At 62.2% G+C, this 20,832-nt stretch carries 24 protein-coding genes and 1 pseudogene; 12 read left to right on the top strand and 13 right to left on the bottom strand.

Annotated elements, in window-relative coordinates:
* The first annotated feature begins 262 nt into the window (after positions 1-262).
* Entirely contained in the window at positions 263-2,098 is a 1,836-nt protein-coding gene (locus ACKAMS_RS10610; protein ID WP_408989000.1) for an acyl-CoA dehydrogenase, read from the top strand.
* A 56-nt stretch (positions 2,099-2,154) separates the two neighbouring features.
* Positions 2,155-2,409: a hypothetical protein gene (locus ACKAMS_RS10615; RefSeq protein WP_408989001.1), complete on the top strand. Its 255-nt coding sequence runs from the start codon at positions 2,155-2,157 to the stop codon at positions 2,407-2,409.
* A gap of 18 nt (positions 2,410-2,427) precedes the next feature.
* On the opposite strand, the gene ACKAMS_RS10620 is transcribed toward ACKAMS_RS10615, so the two are convergent.
* The 3 genes from ACKAMS_RS10620 to ACKAMS_RS10630 are packed head-to-tail and all read right to left on the bottom strand — an operon-like array spanning position 2,428 to position 5,405.
* Positions 2,428-3,132 carry a hypothetical protein gene (locus ACKAMS_RS10620; RefSeq protein ID WP_408989002.1) on the bottom strand — a complete coding sequence of 235 codons (705 nt, stop codon included), beginning with the start codon at positions 3,130-3,132 and terminating at the stop codon, positions 2,428-2,430.
* Positions 3,129-4,157 carry a nitronate monooxygenase family protein gene (locus ACKAMS_RS10625; protein ID WP_021333259.1) on the bottom strand — a complete coding sequence of 343 codons (1,029 nt, stop codon included), beginning with the start codon at positions 4,155-4,157 and terminating at the stop codon, positions 3,129-3,131. Before ACKAMS_RS10625 ends, ACKAMS_RS10620 begins: the two co-directional genes overlap by 4 nt.
* A 45-nt stretch (positions 4,158-4,202) precedes the next feature.
* Positions 4,203-5,405: a YbfB/YjiJ family MFS transporter gene (locus tag ACKAMS_RS10630; RefSeq protein ID WP_408989003.1), complete on the bottom strand. Its 1,203-nt coding sequence runs from the start codon at positions 5,403-5,405 to the stop codon at positions 4,203-4,205.
* A gap of 95 nt (positions 5,406-5,500) precedes the next feature.
* Here ACKAMS_RS10630 and ACKAMS_RS10635 point away from each other — a divergent pair, with 95 nt between their 5' ends.
* The 3 genes from ACKAMS_RS10635 to ACKAMS_RS10645 all read left to right on the top strand — a co-directional run bounded on the left by ACKAMS_RS10635 (position 5,501) and on the right by ACKAMS_RS10645 (position 7,638).
* The gene (locus ACKAMS_RS10635; RefSeq protein ID WP_081098452.1) at positions 5,501-6,421 is read left to right on the top strand and encodes a LysR family transcriptional regulator; all 921 of its coding nucleotides are present in this window, start codon (positions 5,501-5,503) and stop codon (positions 6,419-6,421) included.
* Entirely contained in the window at positions 6,418-7,104 is a 687-nt protein-coding gene (locus ACKAMS_RS10640) for a hypothetical protein (protein ID WP_408989004.1), read from the top strand. Before ACKAMS_RS10635 ends, ACKAMS_RS10640 begins: the two co-directional genes overlap by 4 nt.
* 96 nt (positions 7,105-7,200) lie before the next feature.
* Positions 7,201-7,638, top strand: a complete 438-nt coding sequence (locus ACKAMS_RS10645) for an SRPBCC family protein (protein ID WP_084324715.1) — start codon at positions 7,201-7,203, stop codon at positions 7,636-7,638.
* 19 nt (positions 7,639-7,657) lie between these two features.
* On the opposite strand, the gene ACKAMS_RS10650 is transcribed toward ACKAMS_RS10645, so the two are convergent.
* Positions 7,658-8,125: a hypothetical protein gene (locus ACKAMS_RS10650; RefSeq protein WP_408989005.1), complete on the bottom strand. Its 468-nt coding sequence runs from the start codon at positions 8,123-8,125 to the stop codon at positions 7,658-7,660.
* A 115-nt stretch (positions 8,126-8,240) separates the two neighbouring features.
* Entirely contained in the window at positions 8,241-8,867 is a 627-nt protein-coding gene (locus ACKAMS_RS10655; protein WP_408989006.1) for a class I SAM-dependent methyltransferase, read from the bottom strand.
* A 108-nt stretch (positions 8,868-8,975) separates the two neighbouring features.
* On the opposite strand from ACKAMS_RS10655, the gene ACKAMS_RS10660 reads away from it, so the two are divergent.
* Positions 8,976-9,221, top strand: coding sequence for a DUF3253 domain-containing protein (locus ACKAMS_RS10660; RefSeq protein ID WP_046379624.1), 246 nt, complete (start codon positions 8,976-8,978; stop codon positions 9,219-9,221).
* Between the two features lie 42 nt (positions 9,222-9,263).
* Here ACKAMS_RS10660 and ACKAMS_RS10665 read toward each other — a convergent pair whose 3' ends face one another.
* From ACKAMS_RS10665 to ACKAMS_RS10685, 5 genes are all read right to left on the bottom strand, one after another.
* Positions 9,264-10,175: an NmrA family NAD(P)-binding protein gene (locus ACKAMS_RS10665; RefSeq protein ID WP_408989007.1), complete on the bottom strand. Its 912-nt coding sequence runs from the start codon at positions 10,173-10,175 to the stop codon at positions 9,264-9,266.
* A gap of 10 nt (positions 10,176-10,185) precedes the next feature.
* On the bottom strand, positions 10,186-10,686 hold the full coding sequence (locus ACKAMS_RS10670) for a hypothetical protein (RefSeq protein WP_070795434.1): 501 nt from the start codon (positions 10,684-10,686) through the stop codon (positions 10,186-10,188).
* 122 nt (positions 10,687-10,808) lie between these two features.
* On the bottom strand, positions 10,809-11,327 hold the full coding sequence (locus ACKAMS_RS10675; protein WP_003943230.1) for a MarR family winged helix-turn-helix transcriptional regulator: 519 nt from the start codon (positions 11,325-11,327) through the stop codon (positions 10,809-10,811).
* 54 nt (positions 11,328-11,381) lie between these two features.
* Entirely contained in the window at positions 11,382-12,842 is a 1,461-nt protein-coding gene (locus tag ACKAMS_RS10680) for an amidase (RefSeq protein WP_408989008.1), read from the bottom strand.
* Between the two features lie 39 nt (positions 12,843-12,881).
* Positions 12,882-14,108: an MFS transporter gene (locus tag ACKAMS_RS10685; protein WP_069145310.1), complete on the bottom strand. Its 1,227-nt coding sequence runs from the start codon at positions 14,106-14,108 to the stop codon at positions 12,882-12,884.
* A 119-nt stretch (positions 14,109-14,227) separates the two neighbouring features.
* Between ACKAMS_RS10685 and ACKAMS_RS10690 the strand changes: the two genes are divergently transcribed.
* Both ACKAMS_RS10690 and ACKAMS_RS10695 read left to right on the top strand, forming a co-directional pair.
* On the top strand, positions 14,228-15,127 hold the full coding sequence (locus ACKAMS_RS10690) for a LysR family transcriptional regulator (RefSeq protein WP_408989009.1): 900 nt from the start codon (positions 14,228-14,230) through the stop codon (positions 15,125-15,127).
* 68 nt (positions 15,128-15,195) lie between these two features.
* The gene (locus ACKAMS_RS10695; protein WP_408989010.1) at positions 15,196-15,684 is read left to right on the top strand and encodes a hypothetical protein; all 489 of its coding nucleotides are present in this window, start codon (positions 15,196-15,198) and stop codon (positions 15,682-15,684) included.
* A gap of 63 nt (positions 15,685-15,747) precedes the next feature.
* Here the strand turns inward: ACKAMS_RS10695 and ACKAMS_RS10700 are convergent, their stop codons facing one another.
* Complete coding sequence (locus tag ACKAMS_RS10700) at positions 15,748-16,608, bottom strand: alpha/beta hydrolase family protein (protein WP_408989011.1); 861 nt, start codon at positions 16,606-16,608, stop codon at positions 15,748-15,750.
* Between the two features lie 473 nt (positions 16,609-17,081).
* On the opposite strand from ACKAMS_RS10700, the gene ACKAMS_RS10705 reads away from it, so the two are divergent.
* On the top strand, positions 17,082-17,285 hold the full coding sequence (locus ACKAMS_RS10705) for a hypothetical protein (protein WP_408989012.1): 204 nt from the start codon (positions 17,082-17,084) through the stop codon (positions 17,283-17,285).
* 116 nt (positions 17,286-17,401) lie between these two features.
* Here ACKAMS_RS10705 and ACKAMS_RS10710 read toward each other — a convergent pair whose 3' ends face one another.
* Complete coding sequence (locus tag ACKAMS_RS10710; protein ID WP_070386004.1) at positions 17,402-17,773, bottom strand: MerR family transcriptional regulator; 372 nt, start codon at positions 17,771-17,773, stop codon at positions 17,402-17,404.
* 78 nt (positions 17,774-17,851) lie between these two features.
* Here ACKAMS_RS10710 and ACKAMS_RS10715 point away from each other — a divergent pair, with 78 nt between their 5' ends.
* The 3 genes and pseudogenes from ACKAMS_RS10715 (at position 17,852) to ACKAMS_RS10725 (ending at position 19,543) form a co-directional block, all read left to right on the top strand.
* The gene (locus tag ACKAMS_RS10715; protein ID WP_408989013.1) at positions 17,852-19,096 is read left to right on the top strand and encodes an MFS transporter; all 1,245 of its coding nucleotides are present in this window, start codon (positions 17,852-17,854) and stop codon (positions 19,094-19,096) included.
* Positions 19,097-19,148: 52 nt separating this feature from the next.
* Positions 19,149-19,303, top strand: a pseudogene (locus ACKAMS_RS10720) (alkyl sulfatase dimerization domain-containing protein); the annotation flags it as partial.
* 54 nt (positions 19,304-19,357) lie between these two features.
* Positions 19,358-19,543 carry a hypothetical protein gene (locus ACKAMS_RS10725; RefSeq protein ID WP_408989050.1) on the top strand — a complete coding sequence of 62 codons (186 nt, stop codon included), beginning with the start codon at positions 19,358-19,360 and terminating at the stop codon, positions 19,541-19,543.
* A 612-nt stretch (positions 19,544-20,155) separates the two neighbouring features.
* Here ACKAMS_RS10725 and ACKAMS_RS10730 read toward each other — a convergent pair.
* Complete coding sequence (locus tag ACKAMS_RS10730) at positions 20,156-20,443, bottom strand: hypothetical protein (RefSeq protein ID WP_256064139.1); 288 nt, start codon at positions 20,441-20,443, stop codon at positions 20,156-20,158.
* Positions 20,444-20,832: the final 389 nt, after the last annotated feature.

A 20,832-nucleotide genomic window follows, 5' to 3' on the forward strand; every position in this document is an offset into this window, starting at 1 on the left:
GTCAGGATGGGCACTTCGATTGGTGCGCAGCTGCTTTGACCCAAGAGGATGCTACGCGACTGATATGCACCCCCACCAACGGAAACCGATTGTACGAGTGAATGTTTCAATGAGAGCGACTCGGCGCTACTTTGTAGCAACGAAACTCGTCTCTACCTACGGTTGCGTACTGAATTCCTTGTGGGGCAGGCTTTCTTGTGTACTGCTGACGAGCCGTATCTGCTGACGAATCGTATTGCTGACGAACCAAGGTCGGAGAACAATGGGTCACTACAAAAGCAACGTGCGTGATATCGAGTTCAATCTGTTCGAGGTGCTCGGGATCGGCGAACTGTTGGATGCCGGCGCATACGGGGACCTCGACACCGACACTGTGCGCAACATTCTTGCGGAAGTAGCGAGACTGGCAGAAGGCCCGGTCGCAGCGTCCTTCGCCGACGCGGATCGGAACCCTGTCGAATTCGACGCACCCAATCACGCAGTTGTGGTCCCGGAACCTCTACGCAAGACGGTCGAGGCGGTGAACGAAGCCGGTTGGTCGCGACTCGGCCTACCAGAAGGCATGGGTGGTGTACCTGCTCCGGCGCCGTTGGTCTGGGCGATCGGCGAAATGTTGGTCGCGGCAAACGGATCCGCAAGCTTTTTCAACATGGGTCCACTGATGGCGAGCGTGCTCTACACCATCGGAAACGAACAGCAAAAACACTGGGCCAAAGAAGGATTCGAACGCGGATGGGCCGGAACGATGGTGCTCACCGAACCAGACGCCGGATCCGATGTAGGCGCAGGCCGAACAAAGGCAATCGCGCAGGACGACGGCACGTGGCACATCGAGGGCGTCAAGCGATTCATCTCCGGCGGTGACGTCGGAGACACGGCCGAGAACCTCTTCCACTTGGTGCTTGCCCGGCCCGAGGGAGCCGGTCCAGGAACCAAAGGTTTGAGCCTGTTCTACGTTCCGAAGTCCCATTTCAACTCGGACACACTTGAACTGGGAGAGCGCAACGGTGTGTACGTCACCGGCGTCGAGCACAAGATGGGCCTCAAGTCTTCCCCAACTTGCGAGCTCACCTTCGGAGCGACGGACGTTCCTGCCGTCGGCTGGCTCGTGGGTGATGTCCACAACGGTATCGCCCAGATGTTCCAGGTCATCGAGAATGCTCGAATGATGGTGGGCACCAAGGCTACCGGAACACTGTCCACCGGCTATCTCAACGCCCTCGGGTACGCAAAAGAACGAATTCAAGGCGCAGACCTCACCGAGCTGACAAACAAGACCGCGCCCCGTGTGGCCATTACGCACCACCCCGACGTCCGACGCAGCCTGGCGATGCAGAAGGCCTACGCCGAAGGCCTCCGAGCGGTCTACCTCTACACCGCTGCACACCAGAATGCCGATGTCGCCGAGTTGGTTTCGGGTGCGGATGCCGAATTGGCGGCGCGGGTCAACGATCTGCTGCTGCCGATCGTCAAGGGCGTCGGCTCCGAGAAGGCCTACGAACTGCTCACCGAGAGCCTGCAGACCCTGGGCGGCTCCGGATATCTTCAGGACTACCCCATCGAGCAGTACATCCGCGATGCCAAGATCGACACCCTGTACGAGGGCACCACGGCGATCCAGGCGCAGGACTTCTTCTTTCGAAAGATCGCACGCGACCGCGGCGTTGCACTCGCTCACGTAGCCGGTCGCATACGAGAGTTCATCGACAGTGAGGCCGGGAACGGTCGACTCAAGGCCGAGCGAGTCCTACTCGAGACCGCCTTGACCGACGTGCAGGAGATGGCCGGGACGCTCACCGGGTATCTGATGGCTTCCCAGGACCAACCCTCCGAGTTGTACAAGATAGGCCTCGGCTCGGTGCGCTTTCTGTACGCGGTAGGCGACCTGCTCATCGGATGGCGCCTGTTGGTGCAAGCGGAAGTCGCGTTGGCAGCCTTGGACCGTGACGCGTCGGCAAAGGACCGGTCGTTCTATCGGGGCAAGGTGGTCATCGCGTCGTACTTCGCCAAGAACATCCTGCCTATCCTGGCGTCGATGAAAGAAATCCTGGGTTCCCTCGACAACGAGATCATGGAACTCGAGGAAGACGCATTCTGACAACGTGCCACAGTGAAAGCATCCCTGATACGTACATGCAGTACTGCGTGTGGACGGTGTCTATGCTCGATGACGGCCACTGCCACCTCGCGCTCGACGCTGGACCACGGCCAAAGGGCAAGAGTGCAGGAACCAGTCCCCTGATCGCCGGCGAAGTCCAGGACGAGCTGGCCGGCGGATTTCCCTTTGTGCACTGGCCCATCGAAAAGGACCGATTCCTGATGCCTTCGTTACGAGACGGACGCGCGGTATGGGTGGTTCGCAGCGCTGATCGCATTGTCTCCGAGATCGGCGAACTCTGCCCGAGATGAAAATGCTTGCTGCGTGATTCAAACGTGGTCGTGAACCGGTGACGGAATCTTGTTGGAACGATACGAGTCTCCGCTCCGGTTCGGCCGCCAGAGACGCCAGTGTTTCGCGGACAGCCGGAACGGGAGATGGTCTTGTAGGTGACGAGCACCGGACGACAACCGTTCGTCTGCAGGCAGGTTGAGCCACAGGGACAGTGAGGATGCGGCGTTGCCGAGGGTTGCGCGTATGCCTGACTCGCCGAGAATCCGGCCGTATCCATCCACGGCAAAACGGCCGAACGTGTCGGGGGTGATGTCGGGGTACGGCGCGCGGGTGTCGGGGTCGATCAGGCGTACGGGCGCGCTGCAGGTCAGTGCCGCCACAGAACGTCCGTGGGTTGTAACCGCATCGCAACCAACGAGGGCATCGAGCGCTTCGTTGACAGAACCAGGTGGGACGTTCCATTCGGTATGGGTTTGCGCTTTGTAGCGGGGCCCACCGAAGAGTTCGGTAGCGAACGATGACAACTGCGCGGTCGGCTCGGATGGCCCACTCTGGTAGATCTCGAACGTCCACGACGGCAAAGACACTGGTTCGGTGCAGGATTCCAGGAATGTCTGCAGCCGCTGAAATGCAACATCGGGACGCTTGACTCGAAGCGAGTGTGCACCACCGGCGGACCCGGGCAACCCGTCGTATGTCACTACTTCCGGCAATCCGGCTTCCGGTGTCCGCGCCGTCACAGGTTAGCCAATCGCGAAAGCACTACCCCGGCTGGTTCCTCCGTCGCGTGGCGATAGCCGGTGCCGGCCCACAGGTGCATTCGCTCGGGATCTGCCTGCGCAACAGCGGCTTTGCGCATCGGGTTGGTCAGGTGATGGATGGCCGGATACCCGATGGGCGCTTGTGCGTCGTAGTGATCGATGAACTCGTTCCGAAGTGCCCGTGCAGGACGTCCCGTGAAAGCTCTTGTGACGACCGTGTTCCCGCGTGACGTGTCGGCCAGAGCTGCCTTGTGCGGAGCCGAGGCACCACTCTCCTCGGTGCGCAGCAGTACGGTACCGACCACTGCCGCGTCCGCTCCGGCACGTAAGGCTGCAGCGACGTCGGCGGAGGTCGCCAGTCCACCGGCCGCCAATAGCGGAACCGACGTGCGGTGACGGATCTGAGCGATCAGTTCGGTGATCGGTGTTTCTGCCGGAACCTGCAGGGGAGTGAGCGTTCCGGAGTGGCCGCCGGCAGCCGACGATTGCACGACAAGCAGATCGGCACCGGCGTCGACGGCAAGGAGCGCCTCTGCCTCCGAAGTCACAGTGAGGACGACAAGTGAACCGGCAGCGCGCAGCGCCTTGATGACGCCGGGTGCGGGAAAGCCGAAAGTGAAGCTGACCACCGGAACCGGGCTGGCCAGGAGCAGATCGATCTTGTCCTCGAAGTAGTCGTCGTCTTCGACCGGCTCACCGTCAGCCAGTGTGATGCCGTAGCGATCCGCCTCGACCTGGATCGCCCTGGTATAGGCACGGTAGGCATCGACGTCGACAGGCACCGGGTTGGGCGCAAAGACGTTGACACCGAACGACACTCCCTCGGCGCGCACGGTGTCGATCTGGTCGGACAGAGCCTGAGGCGTCTTGTACCCGGCGGCGAGGAATCCGAGACCGCCTGCGCGAGAGGCAGCAGCAACAAGTGCCGGTGTGGAAGCGCCGCCGGCCATGGGCGCTGCGATGACAGGGACCTTCAGGTCGAGATCGGTTGTGAGTGCGCTCATTCGAACATCTCCAGTCCTACGTCGGGTAGTGCTCCGGCGGTTTCGTCATCTGACATCAAAAACTACCTCCTCAGTCGAGGTGGCCGTCCGAGGGTCCGCATCGAGATCGGAAGGGAATCGGAACCGCAAGGCCGCGGCGGCCACTGCCGCGCCCAGAACGACGGCCGCACCCAACAGCAGAGCGTCGCGATACCCGTCTCGCAGCAACGGAGTGACAACGAGTGGGCCGAGAATCTGACCGACGCTGTATCCAGCGGTCAGCAACGCCACGGCGCGTGGGAACTGCAGGTGCGCGCCGATTGCCAACACAATTGACCCGATACCAAGGAAGGTGACACCGAACAGGAAAGCTGAAATCAGTGCGGGGCCGACGCCTCCGATCACAGCAGGAAGCGCTATGCCCACCGCCTGAATCAACAGGGCAACGAGAAGCAGAGTCGGCCTCGACCAACGCGGGCTGAGCCAAGCCCACAGGGCGCACGAGGGAAATGCGGCCAGACCGACCACTATCCAAGCGCCGCTGCCGACCCATTCTGGAGCGGCGAGATCGATTGCGGCAACAAGGAACGTGCCCGCGATGATGTAGCCGATGCCTTCCAGGAAATAACTGATGAACAAGGCAGTGAACCAGCGTTGGGAACTGGGAGTTCCCGGCGCGTCCGGTGTGATGGTCGGACGCGGTTCCGGCGTCAATCCCCAGGCTGCGACCGCACACACCACTGCAAGGGCCGCAGATGCCAGCCAGGCTGTACTCCAGGTACCGATGAAGCGGACGACCAACACGAGGACCCCGGACAGGGCGATACCCAACCCAACTCCGCCGAATCCCCATCCGGCCAGGAATTGGGACTGCCCCCGAAGGTGCGCGTGCAAAGCGCTGACGGCGATCATGAAGACGAGGGCACTGGCAATGCCTGCGACGAGCCGCAGGGCGAACCAGATGGATCCGTCGTGGGTAGTGGGCATGAGCGCCAAAGTCGCGATGAGGACCACCAACGACGTACGCATCACCGCTGCCGAGCGCACCACGCCGGGAATGAGGATTCCCGCGAGCGCGCCGATCAGGTACCCGACATAGTTGGCCGTCGCCAGGGTGGCGCCGAGCGAGGCGGACAGACCGGCCTGCGTGTGCATCAACGGCAGAATCGGTGTGTAGACGAATCGACCGATTCCCATGCTCGCCGCCAGCGCAGCGGCAGCTTGGACAGCGTGCGCTCGCGAGGAGACGCCGTTGTGGATTGTGGTCATGGTCTTATCGTGTGCCCCGGCCGCGCCGGACCGCCACGACCGCTTTGCTCCTGACTGATAGGCACAACCTCCCACCGCACGTAGCATGAAGGATCGTGGAGCTGCGTCAGCTGAGATATTTCGAGGTCGTCGCCGAGGAACTGCACTTCGGCCGAGCCGCGGCGCGGCTACTGATAGCCGGGCCGTCATTGTCGCAGCAGATCATGGCACTCGAACGCGACCTCGGCGTCAAGCTGTTCGTCCGCGACCGCCGTTCCGTCGCTCTGACGCCAGCCGGCGCGGCCCTGCTCCCTGATGTCCGTGCGCTACTCGAGAGTGCCGAGAATCTGCGACGCCGCGCGGAGCGTCTGTCCGGAGCGGAGCCCGTCCGGATCGGCTACGTCAATTGGCTCCCCACGGATCTGATCGCGCGCACTTCAGGGGTCGCGCAACTGCACGTCGACGCCTGGGTGGTGCCTTCGCACGCGCAGGCCGCGCGGGTAGCGGACGGCAGCCTCGACCTGGCGATCGCCTGGGTGCGGAAAACCGATGTCGCCCAACATGCTCTGAGCGCAAAACTGCTCGGTGCGGATCGGCTGTACGCGGTCTCCACCGGAGAGGACACCACACCGGTGCGGGCACGCGACGTCGTCGTACTCGTCGACGACGACACCACCTCCTGGTATTCGTGGAACGTCTACGCCGAAGAATTCGCTCGCGATACCGGCGCACAGATCCTGCGCATCAACGACGGTGGTATCACCGGTCCGGCATTCTTCGATCACGTCCGTGCCGTCGGCCGTCCGGTCGTCAACTCGCCCAAAGGGCAGACCATCACGCTGCCAAGCGATCTCACTGCACGTCCGGTGATCGACCCCGCGGCGATCTGGACGTGGTCACTCCTGTGCCGCGAGAACGAAACGCGCCCTGCAGTTCTCGCGGCCGTCGACGCTCTCACCCGCGGCGTCACTGATCTCGAAATCCACGAAGACGGGATATGGCTACCCATGGACGATCCTTACCGGAGGATTCGATGACACGACGCGCTATTCGAGTTTTCTGGGGACGACGGCCGGAATCGGTGCAGGCCGTGGCCTCCCGGTGGCGTCGGACGTTGGAGCAAGTCGAATCCCTCTTGCCCGAGGTGGTCGGCGGGTCGTGGCAACAGATCCATTCCGCTGGACCTGCTACTGCCGTGACCGTCGACCAGTTGGCACAGGTCCTCGAGAACGCGCAGGCCGCCGAAGACTGGTCGGATCGTCTGGGAATCGGATTGAGGCTCGCATCCAGTGGAGGGTCCGAATGGGGGCTCGAACTCTCCGGGTTGGCGGGCGGCGAACCTGAAATCGTCCTTCAGTCGATGATTATTGCCGTCAGCGCGCCGGACGCCGCCGAAGTTCCTGAGACAGAACTACTTCGGATGCTCGCCGCGGTGTGGGAACCGGATTTCGGAGACGTCACCGACGACAACTTCCTCGACGCTCTCGAAGACGAGTCCGACTATCGCGTCGGTGATCCCGTGATCGGCCGAGTCGGCTACCTCTCGTCCGCTCGCGCTGACGCGATCCCGGGTGACCTCGCAGCAGGCGTTGCCGCGTTACCGGGCGGCGTGTTGCTACAGATCGGGGCCATCGATGGGGTCGTTCGGGCGTACGAGCGCCTGCGCGAGACCGGCGCACTCGACCCGCTTCCGCGTCCACTGGACCGCGCAGTCTTCTGAAGGTGGTTACCGTTTGTCGAGTTTGGGTAGCCCGGGCGTCGGAACGAACTCTCACCGCGGCACTACCGCCGAAAAATGAACCGAAAGGCCCACCGCATGGTTGACGTCACCCGCAAATTCACCGCCGAGGCACCGATCGAAAAGGCTGCGGCGTTTCTCCGCGACTTCGCCAATGCGCCGACGTGGGATCCGGGCACCGAGAGCTGCACACAGATCTCCGACGGTCCTGTCGGCGTCGGAACTCAGTGGCACAACGTGTCCAAGCTATTCGGCGTCACCACGGAACTGACGTACACGCTGGTGACCGACGAGCTGAATCACGTTGTTCTCGAAGGAAAGAACAAGACTGCCACCAGTACCGACGACATCACCTTGACTTCAGTGAGTCCGAACTCGACCGAGATCGAATATCACGCGAACGTCGAGTTCAACGGTGCCGCCAAGATTGCGTCGCCTCTCCTGAAGGCGGGATTCGAAGCCAAAGTGGCACCAGAGACGGTGAAGAAGATGACGGAAGCCCTCGAAGCGCTCTGACAAGTCCGTCAGGTTCTTGTCACTGTGTGTTGCCGCCGCTCGCGCCACCGTTGCGAGTTTCGATGGCATCGATGGACTTCGTGAACGACTTTCCCAGCACTTGGGTGCCGACGAGTCCGAGTACCGACGCCAGGAGCTTTCCCTTGAGGTTCTTGCCGTCCCGGACCACGACGGCATCGACATCGGTCAGGCCCGTCGGCTGCCGGGTCAGCGTGTAGGTATGGCTCGACGCCCCGCCCCACAGGTTGGAGTCGGTGGTTGTCATCACGACGCGGTGCGGGTCGGTCCAGTCGTAGTGCAGACGCTCCCAGATACCACTGGAGCCCTCGGTGACATCAGCATCGTGGGGTCCTTGTTGGTGCACTTTCAGGTAGCTGTCCGCACTGCGGCCGAAGATTTCCTCACGGCCCGGGCCGAAGTCGGTCAGGCCGGCAAGGACCTGTTCGGGCGTCGCAGTGGTCGTCTTGTGAAGATGGATCGTGGTCATGGCGCCTTCTTTCAACTGTGGATGATCCGGTGCTGAAAAAGCCGGGGAGTGACTCATCCAGCACACCACTGACACGAAATGAATGAAAGAGGATTGCTAGCTCTGTCTCGATCCGCTATTCGCCGCCGCGCCGGCTGGCAGTGATTGCGCCGTGCGGCCTGTAGCCGCTCCCCGTCCGGGTATGGGTCTCGATCACGTCGAAGCCCGCTGTGACCAGCACCTCGGCAAGTTCGGTCACCGGCCATCGATAACCAGTCGTCGCGGCGTGATCAAAAGGCTCTACGGTCGCGCCTTCGAAGAAGCCCACCAGCAACCCACCACCTGGGCGGATCACGCGCGCGAATTCAGCGAGCGGTGCCTCGATATCTTGCGGGTGATGGTGAATGAGCGAGTACCAGGACAGCACGCCGCCCAGTGAATTCGTTTTCGCGTCCAATGCCTCGAAGCCCCCGACCTCGAAGGAAAGATCCGGGTATCGGGTGCGGGCTCGTTCGACGAACTCGGGCACGAGATCGATCCCGCACACATCCAGCCCGCCCTGGGCCAGGAAGTCTGTCCACTGCCCCGGCCCGCACCCGGCGTCGAGCACGGGGCCGGTCAAAGTGGCAGCCCAGCTGGTCACCAGGGCCCGATCAGATACGTGCGTCGAATCCATCGAGCCGAAGAGGTCCGCGTACTCCTGGGATCTGGCCGAATACGACTTTCGGACTACGTCGCGGCGCGTTGCACTCGAATTCTCCACGCCGTCAATAATTATCGATGTGCACCATTCCTTCGCCACAACTCGCCGAACCGAAGGTTCATACTCTGTTGAAGGCCTACGGTCACGACCGGAAACTGAGGTCACACGGTGGAAGAGAAAGAACTGGCGGCGAAGATCCGCGAACTACTCAGTGCCCGATCGGCCGAGTCGAGCATCTGCCCCTCCGACGTGGCCCGCGCAGCGGCACCCGACAATTGGCGTCCGCTGATGGACCCCGTCCGAGAGGCTGCCCGCCACATGGTGGCCGACGGCGAAGTACAGATCACCCAGGGCGGCGAAGTCGTCGACCCGGAATCCGTACGAGGTCCGATCAGGATTCGGTGGGCTCGTTGATCAACCGCGTGACTTCTGGCGGCGCTGCTCTCGCAGCGTGAATCAGCGGAAACGGTCCAGATTCTCACGCAGGAACGCATCCAGGCTTCGTGGCTCACGCCCCAGGACACGTGCCACCGTGTCGGTGGGTGACTCCGGGCGCGAGACGGCAAGTTGCTGGATCTCCAGAATGTGCTCGGCCAGCCACGGAGGCATGTGGGCATGATCGACGAGGTTTTGCCGTAGTTCGTGCGGCGGCAGGTCGATATATTGGACGGGGCGATCGAGCATGCGGGTCAGAGAATCGGCGATGCCGCCGTAGCCGACTGCCTCGCTACCCGTCAGGACGTAGGTACCGCCGGCGAGGTCGGCGCGTGTGAGCACGGCCGCGGCGACGTCGCCGATATCTCGGCAGTCGATCCAGTTGCACGGCGCGTCCCGCATCGCGCCCAGAATCACCCCTTGCGCAGCCACCGCCGGAGCCAGGAGCAACAGATTCTGCATGAACGCATAGGGGCGGAGCAGAGTGTGGCGGATCCCGGATGCGCGCAGGTGTTCACCAACGGCGTGGTGGCCACGGGAGAGCGCGATGGGGGAGTCGGCCGCGGCGGCGGGGTCGGAGATCTTGACGATGTGTTCGACGCCGCTCTCGGCGGCTATGTCGATCACACGCGTTTCGAACTCGACCTGTTCGAGGCCGTTGGCCATGGCGAGGAAAAGCTGTTCGGCCCCTTCGAAAGCCGCGCGTAGCGAAGTTGGGTCTGCGGCATCGGCCGGCACTACTTCGACCAAACCGTCGGCCAAATCGCCGAGGTGGGCGCGCAGCCTGTCCGGGTCGCGGGACAGCGCTCGACTCGGCACACCCGAGGATGCGAGACTGCGTAGCAACGCGCCGCCTGTGGTTCCGGACGCTCCCATGATGACGATCATCGTGTTCCTTTCGGTCTTCCCCGCGAAGCCGGGGATCTTTGACATATGTTGTCTGTCAGGGGTTCTGACGGCGCCATCGCCAGCTGACGATGACGGCAGCCACAGCGGCAGATATCGGTAGATCGAGTTGCAGGCGAGCAAGCCGAGCGGTGTCGACCACACTCGTGTGAGCTGGTAGCCAACGGGAGGCGAACCACCCGACGAGACCAGCAATCACAGCGGCTCCGACGGCAAGAATTGCCGCCACCATGACGCGAGGCAGGGCCGTGGTCCACGGCCGTGACCTCCCGCGACGCTGCAGCCAGGAGCCGATCAGCAACGCCACCACTGCCGACGTACCCGCAATGGACGTAAATGCCGCCATCGTGAGGCCCGATTGGCCGGATGCGACTCCGCCCGCACCCGCCATCAGCGCAGGGGCAAGGTAGGCGACCAGCACCTCTCTCCACAGGGCGAAAGGTCGTGCGGCGCGACGATCGGCAACCGGGACGCGTCGATTGGAATCGGTTATCTCCCTTTTGTTTTCGCGACGGATCGGCGGGGTGAGTCCGGACATGAAGGAGACCAACTTTCCGTTTATAATTAGGTGGCTAACTATTTGGGCATGGAAGGAGAAGCCTCTGTCGAGAATTGACGACGATTCGAAATCGCTACACGAATGCCTGGAATCCCAGCCGACTACTCCGCAGTCAGCGCACCGATACCGCGAACGACCCGCGAGAGCAGATCCAGAAAAACCGCACGCTCGTCGACAGTGAGCTCGTCGACCATTTCCTCGAGACGAGCAAAGTGTTCGGGCGCCATGTCACGTAAACGCTGAGCGCCGCGAGCAGTCAGGACGACCACCGCACCACGCCCGTCCTCCGCGGACGGACGTCGAGCGACCAAACCCTCCTGCTCAAGCCCATCGACCAAGCCGGTGACCGTGGCCCGCGAGACGCCGAGATCAGCCGCCAGACGTGAGGGAGATTTCTCCCCGTCGTGGTCTTCCAGATCCGCAAGCAGTCGGTAACGGCCGGTCGACAGCCCATACCTCGCGAAGTGAACCTCAGTCGCTCGACCGAGCCGCGCGCCCGCCGAGATCAACCGCACCGCAACCAGCACCGCCTGCGGATCGGACCCGAGGCCGTAATGCTCCAACTGCCGCCGCGCCTGATCCAACGTGGGTGAGTCGTGATCGGTTCCGTCCACTGCCATGCAACTAATATGGCACCTAACTACATTCTGGTCAACCCTCCACCAGAGCTAGCTTCAAACGCCAAACAATACCTGCGGGGCCGCATGGCAGTCCGGGTGATTGCCGGGATACGGCAGGACCTTCTCGAGGGCGAGCCCAATCGCAAAGGCCGTCTGGTCGTCGTACGGCCGCGTGACTATCTGTGTACCGGTGGGGATTCCGTTCCGAGCGAAACCGGTGGGGATTGTCAGCACCGGGCAGCTGCTCAGGATGTTGAAGGTGATGGCCGGGACAGCCTCGAGGTAGAACTCCAATTCTGTTCCAGCCACATTGATTCCGTGCCCGACGTAGTCGTCGCCGGCAAGAAAGCCCTCCGTCACCACTGCCGGAGTGATCAACGCGTCATAGGTGTCGAACAGGGATCCGATCGACGAATAAAGTTCGGCTTCGATCGCGAGTCCGTCGAGGAAAGTCGCGTCACCACGGGTGCGGCGTGCCCATCGCGCGAATTCCTTCGCGTACTCCGTGACCTTGTCGGGGTGCGCGGACGCTTCGGCGGAGATCGATGCACCGAACACGTGATCGTAGTGAATGGCGGCCGCACGCATGATTGCAGCGCGTGACAGGTCGACTTCGATGATCTCCGCGCGTGCGCCCAGCGCAGTGAGGGTGTCCACCAACTTGGCGGTGTTGGCGGCAACGTCCGGATCAACCGGCCAGTCACCCAACGCGGGGATCACGGCGACACGCATTCCTGTCAACGAATGCGTTGCGAGGCCGGACAGCGGCGATGCCGGTACATGCGAGACAATGTCAGTGGAGGTCGGTCCCGCGATGACCGACTGCATTGTGAGGCAATCACTTACGGTGCGAGCCATCGGACCGCAGTGGCAGTAGCGATCGAGATTGAAGGGCGGATCGACGGGGACACGGCCGTGCGGTGGCTTGAACCCGACAATTCCGTTGAGAGACGACGGAGTTCGGATCGATCCTGCAACATCGGAACCGGTAGCCAAGTGCGTCATACCGGTGGCAAGTGCGACTGCCGATCCACCGGAAGACCCGCCGGAGGAGTATTTCGTGTTCCACGGATTGCGAGTGACGCCCCACAACTCGGACTGTGTGAACGCGGCCGAGGAGAATTCCGGGGCCGTCGATCGCGCGTGGACAATGGCACCGGCGTCGACGATCCGCTGCACGAAAGTCGAAGTGTGGGTGGCGATCAAGTCCTCATAGACCTTGGACCCTTGAGTCCACGGTTGGCCTTGCACCGGTTCATCCTCTTTCACCACAACCGGAACACCGGCGAGCGGAAGGCTGACATCCGAACCGCGGGCGTAGTGGCGTTCCGCTGACTTCGCTTGTACCCGTGCAGTATCGAAGAAATTGTGTCCCACTGCATTCAAGGTCGGGTTGAGCGCCTCGATACGTTCGATGGTGGACTCGAGCACCTCCACCGGAGACAGCGATTTGTCCCGGTAGCGTTCGAGCATCTCGGTCACATCCATGAATGTCGAAACGGGTGCCTGGCGCATATCTGTTGTCCTGCCTCTATGAAGGTTTTGTGTCGGCGGCTAGGTTGTCAGTTCGTGCTTTGCAACGACGGGATTGCGGAATGTGGCGAGCAGCATTGCGAGAGTGGCGATTCCCGCGGCTATCCAGAAGACCGTTTCGGAACCGGAGTGGTCATGAATGCGTCCACCCGCGAACGCGCCGAGGGCGATGCTTGCATTGAAGACTGCAACCCACAGAGCCGCAGCGGCCTCTCGGTGAACGGGGGCTGCTTGTGCGATCCATGTTTGAGTACTCACCGATACACCACCGTAGAAGAGGCCCCAAGCCGCCATGAGCAGAGCAGCTGTGATCAAGGTAGTAGCCGAGATCGGGAACAGGGCAAGGGTGATCGCTACTCCCGCGCTGAGGATGACGACCACAGTCTTCGGTGACTTGGTGGCAGATGGCCCGGCTATGAAGTTGCCGACAACGCCCAGAGCCCCGTAGATCAAGAGCATCGTGCCGATCTGCGCAGGGTGCAATCCTGCGAAGAGCTCCAGCCCCGGACGCACATAGGTGTACGCCGCGAAATGAGCGGTGACGATGAGCGCGGTAATCGCGATTCCGACCCGGACTCCCGGGTTCCGAAAAGCCGCCGCGAGACTCCCGAGCGACAAAGCTTGATCAGCTGGCATCACGGGTAGGACAGCGAACATGGCGAGCGCGATCAGCGTCGCGGCGCAGCTGAGAGTCCAGAATGCCACGCTCCACCCGGCCGCTGCTCCGATATACGTCCCCGCAGGGACACCGAGAACTGAGGCAACAGCGATTCCGCTGAAGATGATCGTGGTCGCCAACCCGACGGATCTGGAACCCACCAATTTGGGTGCCAGGCTAGCGGCGAGTGCCCAGACTCCGCCCATGCTCACACCGAGTAGGACGCGAGCACCAGCGAGCACAGCGAAGCTTGGTGCGAGAGCCGTGAGGGCGTTCGCCGCGGCGACTACAAACATCAGGACGATAAGCGTCGACCGACGATCGAAGCGCCGGGTCACGATGGGCACAAACGGGGCAGTGGCCGCTGCCACCAACCCGGTAATGGCCAGTGAGAGCCCGATGGTCCCTTCGCTTTCCACCAGGTCAGCACCGATCGGGGTGAGTAGCCCGACCGGCATCATCTCTGCCGCGACAACGATGAAGGTGGACGCTGCGATCAGGGCGACCGCAGCCCAGTGGTTCTCGATGGTGTGTGCGTGGGTTGAGGACGTGGGCGCGGGGCTGTTCTGCCCGGGCGCGGAATGTGGCATGTAACCAGAGAAGCTCCCGCACGCCCAAGGATCAACGGCGAATCGCTCATCCAACCATTAGCTCAATTCATCGATGAGCCATGATGGAGTGGTCGAATGAGTCGAAGGTCGGAGTGAAAATGTCGGAGCCTCCGATGCGTGAGATCGAGTGTTTCCTCGTTCTCGCTGAAGAACTGCACTTCGGTCGCACCGGCGAACGACTGTTCATCTCCCAGGGCCGAGTCAGTCAGCTGATCAGCGGGTTGGAGCGCCGTATCGGCACCAGCCTGGTGGCGCGCACCAGTCGCCGCGTACACCTGACTGAATTCGGCGCCGAATTTCTTGCGTCGTTGGCTCCCGCGCATCGTGCGCTTGTCGGAGTAATCGAGGACGCTCAGTCACGAGCACGCAACATGCCGACGCCGCTTCGGGTGGGTTTCCAAGGAGCAATTTACGATTCGATCGCGGCTGCTGTCTCTCGCTTCGAGATACAACATCCGCAAACTTGCGTGACCATCAAAGAATTACCCCTGGGTGATCCGTTCAGTGATGTACTCGCCGGGCGAATCGATGCGGCAGTGGCACTTCTCCCCGTAGATGAGCCCGAGCTGACAACCGGGCTCGTCTTTTCTCGACAGCCCCAGATGCTGGCCGTCTCAGTCCATCACCCGTTCAGTGAACTGGGCGTGATCGACGCCGAGCAGTTGGCGCAGATCTGTCTGGTACCCATCACCGGACCCGCCCCCGACTATTGGCAGCGTGTGAATTCCCCGAGCACGACGCCGGGCGGAGCCACGATTCCCACGCAGGGCGGGGCGAGCACCGTTCAGGAAGGCCTGTCGCAGGTCGCATTCAGTCAGGTCGGCCTCATCCTGTGCGCAGCAACCGCTACATACAGCCAGCGCTCGGACATCACATTCGTACCGATCAACGGATTACCCGAATCTGCTTTGGGCCTCGTGTGGCGTACCGATCTCGAAAGCCCACGACTCCGCTCTTTCGCGAAAGCGATCGAGGAAGCACACACCTGTTCCGCCTGACGGTGATCAGTCAAGTCGCGGAAGGACTCCGGGACGTGGGGATGCATCGTGTGTGGGATGATCGCGCCATGTCTGCGATCACCGACTACTTCACCGCGCGCACGGATGAGCACGCCACCTCCGCCCTCGAGGGTCTCGTCGACTTGGAACCAGCGGTGATCGAGGCGAACGATGCCTCTCGCCCGCGGGTTCAGTTGGCTGCGGATGGGACTCCAGTTCTGCAGGCGAAAGGCGTCGATCCAGTTGTCGCGCTCGGCCGACTGGAGGCAGCCCTCACCGCTCGCCCCTACAACGAGGTCGCAAAAGGTCCACGCTGCGGGAAACTCGTCGCAATGAGCGACGACGGCGACACCCTCGTGCTCACGGTTACCGACGAATTGCGTGATGCACTAGCGGAATTGAACGCTGAAGGCGTCGCGGCCGCTGCGGCCGCCTGGGCGATCGACGAGACGAGTGAACCGTCGGAGGACTCAGTGCCGTTCCTGACCGCCTTCGCCGAACTAGCGACCAGAGCTGTGGCTCAGGGCGAACGGATGTACGGCTACGTCGTCATCTGAGCTTTGCGACTCCGCCGACCTGATTGGAAGGCTGTTCGTCTTCGACAACTCCGGATCTGACCGTCACCCCGGGATCTGCATGGCCAGATCGTTGCGGTCGAAGTCGGAGAACTGCTGGGTGTCAGTGCAGTATCCACAGCTCGCTCCGAAGAACTCGGTGCGGGCGTTCGGATCGTCGAGTAGCCAGTACCGCAGCCACGCCGTGCTCGGCCCGCGCATATCGCCACCGGTGATCGCCGTACCGAAGTGCGTGGCACCGCGCAGTTCCAGATACTCGGCAGGCACGTGGTCTGCGTCCTCGTACATCGCCCGCACGATCGCCGGCCAAACGATTGCGTCGGCCTGGCCGGCCAGATAGAGAACGGGCTCGTCGATGAGATCGACATCATTGAGCGGGCCTGGCTGGATCGCGACGGCGGTGTCGACGCGGTCGTCGATCGCCGCGTTGATCGCCGCAGACCCACCCTGCGAGTGCCCCACCGCACCAATGTGTTCCAGGTCGACTTTGCCGTAGAAGACGCTCGACGGGCTGGCCGCCTTGTCCGCGATGAGGTCGATTCCCGACCGCATGGTGATGGCGAAGTTGCTTGCCGGGGTATTGGCGGCGACCACGATGAATCCGTGGCTGGCGTAGTGGCGCAACAAGGAGGTGTACGCACCTGGGAGCACACCGGTCCCGTTCCCCCAGATCACAACAGGGTGCTTCTCGCCGCGCGCGCCGAGCTGGCGCGGGTAGTACAGAGTGTGCACCAGCCCGATCGAGACATTCGGCGTGTACGGCCCTGCGCTCGCCCAGTCGTGCCCGACGCTCGGGATGCCGGGCGTATCGGCAGCCGCTGTTCCGGTTGCGCCCGTGAGTCCTAGCGTCGCGCACAACGCAACCGCCGCTGCAGCATTCACGAAATGTTTCAGAGACTTTCGCATGAAAGTCAACCTTTCGAAGTTGATCCGGAGTGACGTGTATTACATATTCACGGGAAGGCAACCCGTCGGCTTTGTCCCAGGAAACGGACTATCCCAGAAGTGTTGTGTCTGTAGACAAAAATCATCGTTCTCGGCGTATGAGCAGCCGACGCAAACACCCAGGTGTCCCACGGCGTGGTGGCAGTTCGAGTATCTCGCCCACAGTGCAGCCGCGTTCGGATGCTCGCTCAGCACTGGAGAGTTCGAGGAGACAGCACCGACCCCTTCGTATGCGAAATACGCGAAGGCATCGCGATGCTGTGACCTCATCACGAAGGCGTGGTCGATTCGCGGTTCGATCGAACGCAGATGGCGATAGACATCGAAAGTTTCGAACCTCGGTGCGACGACCAAGCCGATGTGCATGAGGTCTTCGCCGATGAGTACCCGCCCACCGGTGACGGAGTGCCGGGCAGTGGTCCGGAAGGCGCACCATGCGCGTCCCGGGAACGCCGGTGGGCGGCGACTCCATTATTGCCACGTCAGCGGTGCCGGCCATGACGGTGATACGTACATCGAAGTTGGAGATACTCATGGCCAAGTCGAAAGCACGGGCCGCAACGACCGTCGCGGCTCTTTCCCTGGCAACTCTTGCCGCTGCGCCTACCGCGTGCGGGTGCCGCCGTTTATGCGACTGAGTGTCCTCGGTTTCGTCGGTCGAGATGGGGAAAATCCGGGTGCTGACCGCGGGGTGAATTCGCGGGAACTTTCCGCTCGCTGTGCGCATCCGACTAGTCGTCGGCGTGTGTTCTTGTTACGAAGCTCGGATCTCGCGGCTCACAGCCTCGAGGTAGCCGTTGATAGCTCGGTGATTCTTCGTGAGGCATTCGATCTTCTCGGCCATTCGGTCACGTTCGTGTTCGAGGGTCGCGATCATCTCTGGGGTGACGTAGGGCATGTGAATCGCCTGTGAACTGTTCAGGCAGGGCAGGATCTGCTTGATGATCCGGGTGGGCAGACCGACATCGAGCAGGCCCCGGACTTGCAGTACGCGGTCGACAACGTAGCCCTCGTAATCTCGGTACCCGTTCGGGAGCCGGTCGGAATGGATCAGCTCCTGCTCTTCGTAGTAGCGGAGCAGGCGCACCGGCGTATCCGTGCGCTGCGAGAGCTCGCCGATCCTCATCGCCACTCCTCTTCTATCTGGCCCGCGCTACGGCCGAACTTGACCCTCACATTAATGTCATACATCGATGATAAGGATATGACACGAACCGATACCCCACCACCTCCTTCTGTCGCTGACACCCGATTCCCTCTCGCGGGCCTGCTGGCTCTGGCTGCCACAGGCTTCATCACGCTCCTGACGGAGACCATGCCTGCCGGAATGCTGCCGCAGATGAGTCACGACCTCGGAGTAAGTGAGTCGGCGGCGGGGCAGGGCATCACCGTCTTCGCGATCGGAGCGATTCTCGCGGCAGTTCCGCTCACACGAGCCACAATCGGCTGGCAACGCAAGCACCTGCTGCTGTTCGCGATCTCAGGGTTCGCCGTCGCCAACACGGTCACAGCACTTTCCAGCAATTTTTCACTCACCCTGGCAGCACGATTCCTAGGCGGGATCGTCGGCGGCCTGCTGTGGGCGCTTCTGGCCGGGTACGCGAGGCGGATGGTTTCCCCGCATCAGCGCGGCAAGGCCATGGCCATCGCGATGGCCGGCGGGACCGTTGCTCTTTCCGTCGGAGTTCCTGCCGTAGCGTTCCTGGCGAAAGTCGTGGAGTGGCGATTCGCTTTCGGGATCATGACACTGGCGTCACTCGCACTGATCGTGTGGGTCATCGCAGCCGTTCCGAACTTCCCCGGCCAGCACTCGGACGCCCGGCTGCCGCTGGCGAGCACGTTCCGCCTGCCCGGCGTCGCTCCGATCCTCGTCGTGACGTTGACGTTCGTGTTCGCACACAACATCCTCTTCACCTACATCGCGCCCTTCCTCGCCCCGCTCGACATGACCGGTGATGTCGATTCGGTGCTACTCACCTTCGGCCTGATCTCGCTGGTGAGCATCTGGATCACCGGTGTCCTCATCGATCAGCACCTGCGCACGCTCATGATCCTGGCCTGCGCATTCCTGGCCGCGGCTGCCCTTGTCCTGAGCGTATTCTCAGGCATCCCTGTTCTCGTGTATGTCAGCGCGGCACTGTGGGGACTCGCATTCGGCGGGACCTCAACTCTGCTGCAGACTGCGATCGCTGATGCCGCAGGTGCCGCGGGCGACGTCGCACAAGCACTCCTCACAACGTGCTGGAACATCGGGATCGCCGCGGGCGGGATTACTGGCGGCATCGCCCTCAGCGCAGTGGGAACCCCAGCCCTGAGCTGGATCACAGTCGTGCTCGTGACCCCAGCACTCGTGATCGTCATAGGAGCACGTCGACACGGGTTTCCCAGACGTGCACTCAAAAACGACACGATGCCTGAACTCGGCCATCCGACAACACAAGTTCGATAAGAACCGTGTGGAGGTGCACGCGGTCGAGGCGTCGCGTCGGTATCTCGCTCTCATGGGCGGACGTGACCGTGTCGTCCAGGAAGCGAAAACCGTTGCCGGGCAAGGTGACCATAAGCGGTCGGCAGAACTTCTGCGGCACGTGTCCGGGTCGATCCTGACGACTTCGAGGCGCGAGAGCTCAAAGCCGAGGAACTTCGCCAGATCGGATATCGCACCCCCAATAGCAACTGGCGCAACTGGTATCTCACCGCCGCCCGCGAGTTGGACGGCACCATCGACTACTCCCTCGCCATTGACATCAACGCCCCCGATCAGATCGGAGCCCTCCCCGCCGCCGCGCTACTAGAGGGATTGCGATTCCGGATCGACCCGAACAAGGCCGAAGGAACCACCGCCTCAGCGGGATTCGTGGTCACCGACACGGATCCGGTATCCGTCAACGACTGAGCGGGTCTTCGTCGCCCAGAGGTTTCCAACTGTATTCGTACTCTGCCAATGAGAATCCCGCGGGGAAATGCGCAGTCCCGGTGTTCGCAGTGCTCGGTGGTCCGCTCCGGGCCGCGCACTGAACCGGAACGGCCCGAGCGCGCCGTTTGAACCGCGGTCTGAGTGGTCCGCCGACATCAGCTGTGAACATCCAGTCGGCGGACCATGCGCACCTTGCCGAAATCGGGGGCACGCAGTCGGGGCGGCCCATCAGACTTACATGTGAAGACTTACATGTGACGTCTGTCCGAGAGGCCGAATCCGATACTGCCCACGGACCCAGGGCGTCAAACATTACGTGGCTCGCGGACTGCAGTGCTGAACATTGTGAGCTGACCCTGCGTTCGATCTGGCCGGGAATCCGTGATGACATCTGGTGCGTCGACTCACAATGAGGTCGACACAGTCGTTCCGACAGCATCGAACTTCGGTTGCTACCAATCCACAGAAATCCACAATTCCTCTCGAAAAACTTTGGCATGGCCAACCACTACGCAAAACCCGGTGCACTCTCGAACCGCAGTTTGAGTGAGAACCGTCGGGCCGCGCGCCGGTGGTAGGGCGGTTGGACCGTCAGTCCTCATGATGCCTGTCGTCAGCACGAGCCTGGAATTCCGAGAACTGTTCGTCGAGGTTTTCGACCTTCTCGTCCGACATTTCCGTGACGTGGTCGGCGAAAGCTGTCCCGGCGACTGTGCCGCCGGTCCCGGGCACCGTGACCGTCTCTCTCGATCCAGGCTCGTATCTTTTGTCCATCTCGTCCGCGAGCTCTTTCGCCCCGTCAGCGGTGTCGGGACTTGTTTCGGATCCAGTCGTACCCTCTTGGCCGGCATCAACGTGCCCGGAACTTTCCACGTTCACTGGTATCCCACTCTCTGCATCGACACCGACCGGTCGTCGCTTCAGGCAACCTGCCGACACTCGAACGGGTTGCTCGGCAGCCTGTTTCGTCGACATATCAGTTGCGGGGTCACGACGCATTGGACGTACCCCGTCCGCCGCACGGCGAATCCGGAATGTTGGTCCGCGGTATCCAACGACCTACACGCGCGGTGGTACAGGGACTGCGAGAGCCTCGCGGACGGATCAGGCCGCCCCACCATGAAATCGGCCCTCGCCACCCTTGGCCCAATTACTCGTCGATGCGGTTCGACATCCGCAGCGAAGTTGCGGTGGTTACTAGGCGGTAGGTCGGGGTAGCCCGCGTATCGGCGGTGGCTCCGCGGTCCGCGGAGCACTCGTCGAGCACA

Origin of the sequence: Rhodococcus sp. 5A-K4 (genome assembly GCF_046097995.1) — a bacterium.
Taxonomy (GTDB): domain Bacteria; phylum Actinomycetota; class Actinomycetes; order Mycobacteriales; family Mycobacteriaceae; genus Rhodococcus_F; species Rhodococcus_F erythropolis.

Excerpts from the sequence above, each read along its gene's own strand:
- ACKAMS_RS10610 (WP_408989000.1), top strand. The coding sequence starts at position 263 with ATGGGTCACTACAAAAGCAACGTGCGTGATATCGAGTTCAATCTGTTC.
- ACKAMS_RS10625 (WP_021333259.1), bottom strand. The coding sequence starts at position 4,157 with ATGAGCGCACTCACAACCGATCTCGACCTGAAGGTCCCTGTCATCGCA.
- ACKAMS_RS10630 (WP_408989003.1), bottom strand. The coding sequence starts at position 5,405 with ATGACCACAATCCACAACGGCGTCTCCTCGCGAGCGCACGCTGTCCAA.
- ACKAMS_RS10640 (WP_408989004.1), top strand. The coding sequence starts at position 6,418 with ATGACACGACGCGCTATTCGAGTTTTCTGGGGACGACGGCCGGAATCG.
- ACKAMS_RS10645 (WP_084324715.1), top strand. The coding sequence starts at position 7,201 with ATGGTTGACGTCACCCGCAAATTCACCGCCGAGGCACCGATCGAAAAG.
- ACKAMS_RS10650 (WP_408989005.1), bottom strand. The coding sequence starts at position 8,125 with ATGACCACGATCCATCTTCACAAGACGACCACTGCGACGCCCGAACAG.
- ACKAMS_RS10665 (WP_408989007.1), bottom strand. The coding sequence starts at position 10,175 with ATGTCAAAGATCCCCGGCTTCGCGGGGAAGACCGAAAGGAACACGATG.
- ACKAMS_RS10670 (WP_070795434.1), bottom strand. The coding sequence starts at position 10,686 with ATGTCCGGACTCACCCCGCCGATCCGTCGCGAAAACAAAAGGGAGATA.
- ACKAMS_RS10675 (WP_003943230.1), bottom strand. The coding sequence starts at position 11,327 with ATGGCAGTGGACGGAACCGATCACGACTCACCCACGTTGGATCAGGCG.
- ACKAMS_RS10680 (WP_408989008.1), bottom strand. The coding sequence starts at position 12,842 with ATGCGCCAGGCACCCGTTTCGACATTCATGGATGTGACCGAGATGCTC.
- ACKAMS_RS10685 (WP_069145310.1), bottom strand. The coding sequence starts at position 14,108 with ATGCCACATTCCGCGCCCGGGCAGAACAGCCCCGCGCCCACGTCCTCA.
- ACKAMS_RS10690 (WP_408989009.1), top strand. The coding sequence starts at position 14,228 with ATGTCGGAGCCTCCGATGCGTGAGATCGAGTGTTTCCTCGTTCTCGCT.
- ACKAMS_RS10695 (WP_408989010.1), top strand. The coding sequence starts at position 15,196 with ATGTCTGCGATCACCGACTACTTCACCGCGCGCACGGATGAGCACGCC.
- ACKAMS_RS10700 (WP_408989011.1), bottom strand. The coding sequence starts at position 16,608 with ATGCGAAAGTCTCTGAAACATTTCGTGAATGCTGCAGCGGCGGTTGCG.
- ACKAMS_RS10705 (WP_408989012.1), top strand. The coding sequence starts at position 17,082 with ATGCGCGTCCCGGGAACGCCGGTGGGCGGCGACTCCATTATTGCCACG.
- ACKAMS_RS10710 (WP_070386004.1), bottom strand. The coding sequence starts at position 17,773 with ATGAGGATCGGCGAGCTCTCGCAGCGCACGGATACGCCGGTGCGCCTG.
- ACKAMS_RS10715 (WP_408989013.1), top strand. The coding sequence starts at position 17,852 with ATGACACGAACCGATACCCCACCACCTCCTTCTGTCGCTGACACCCGA.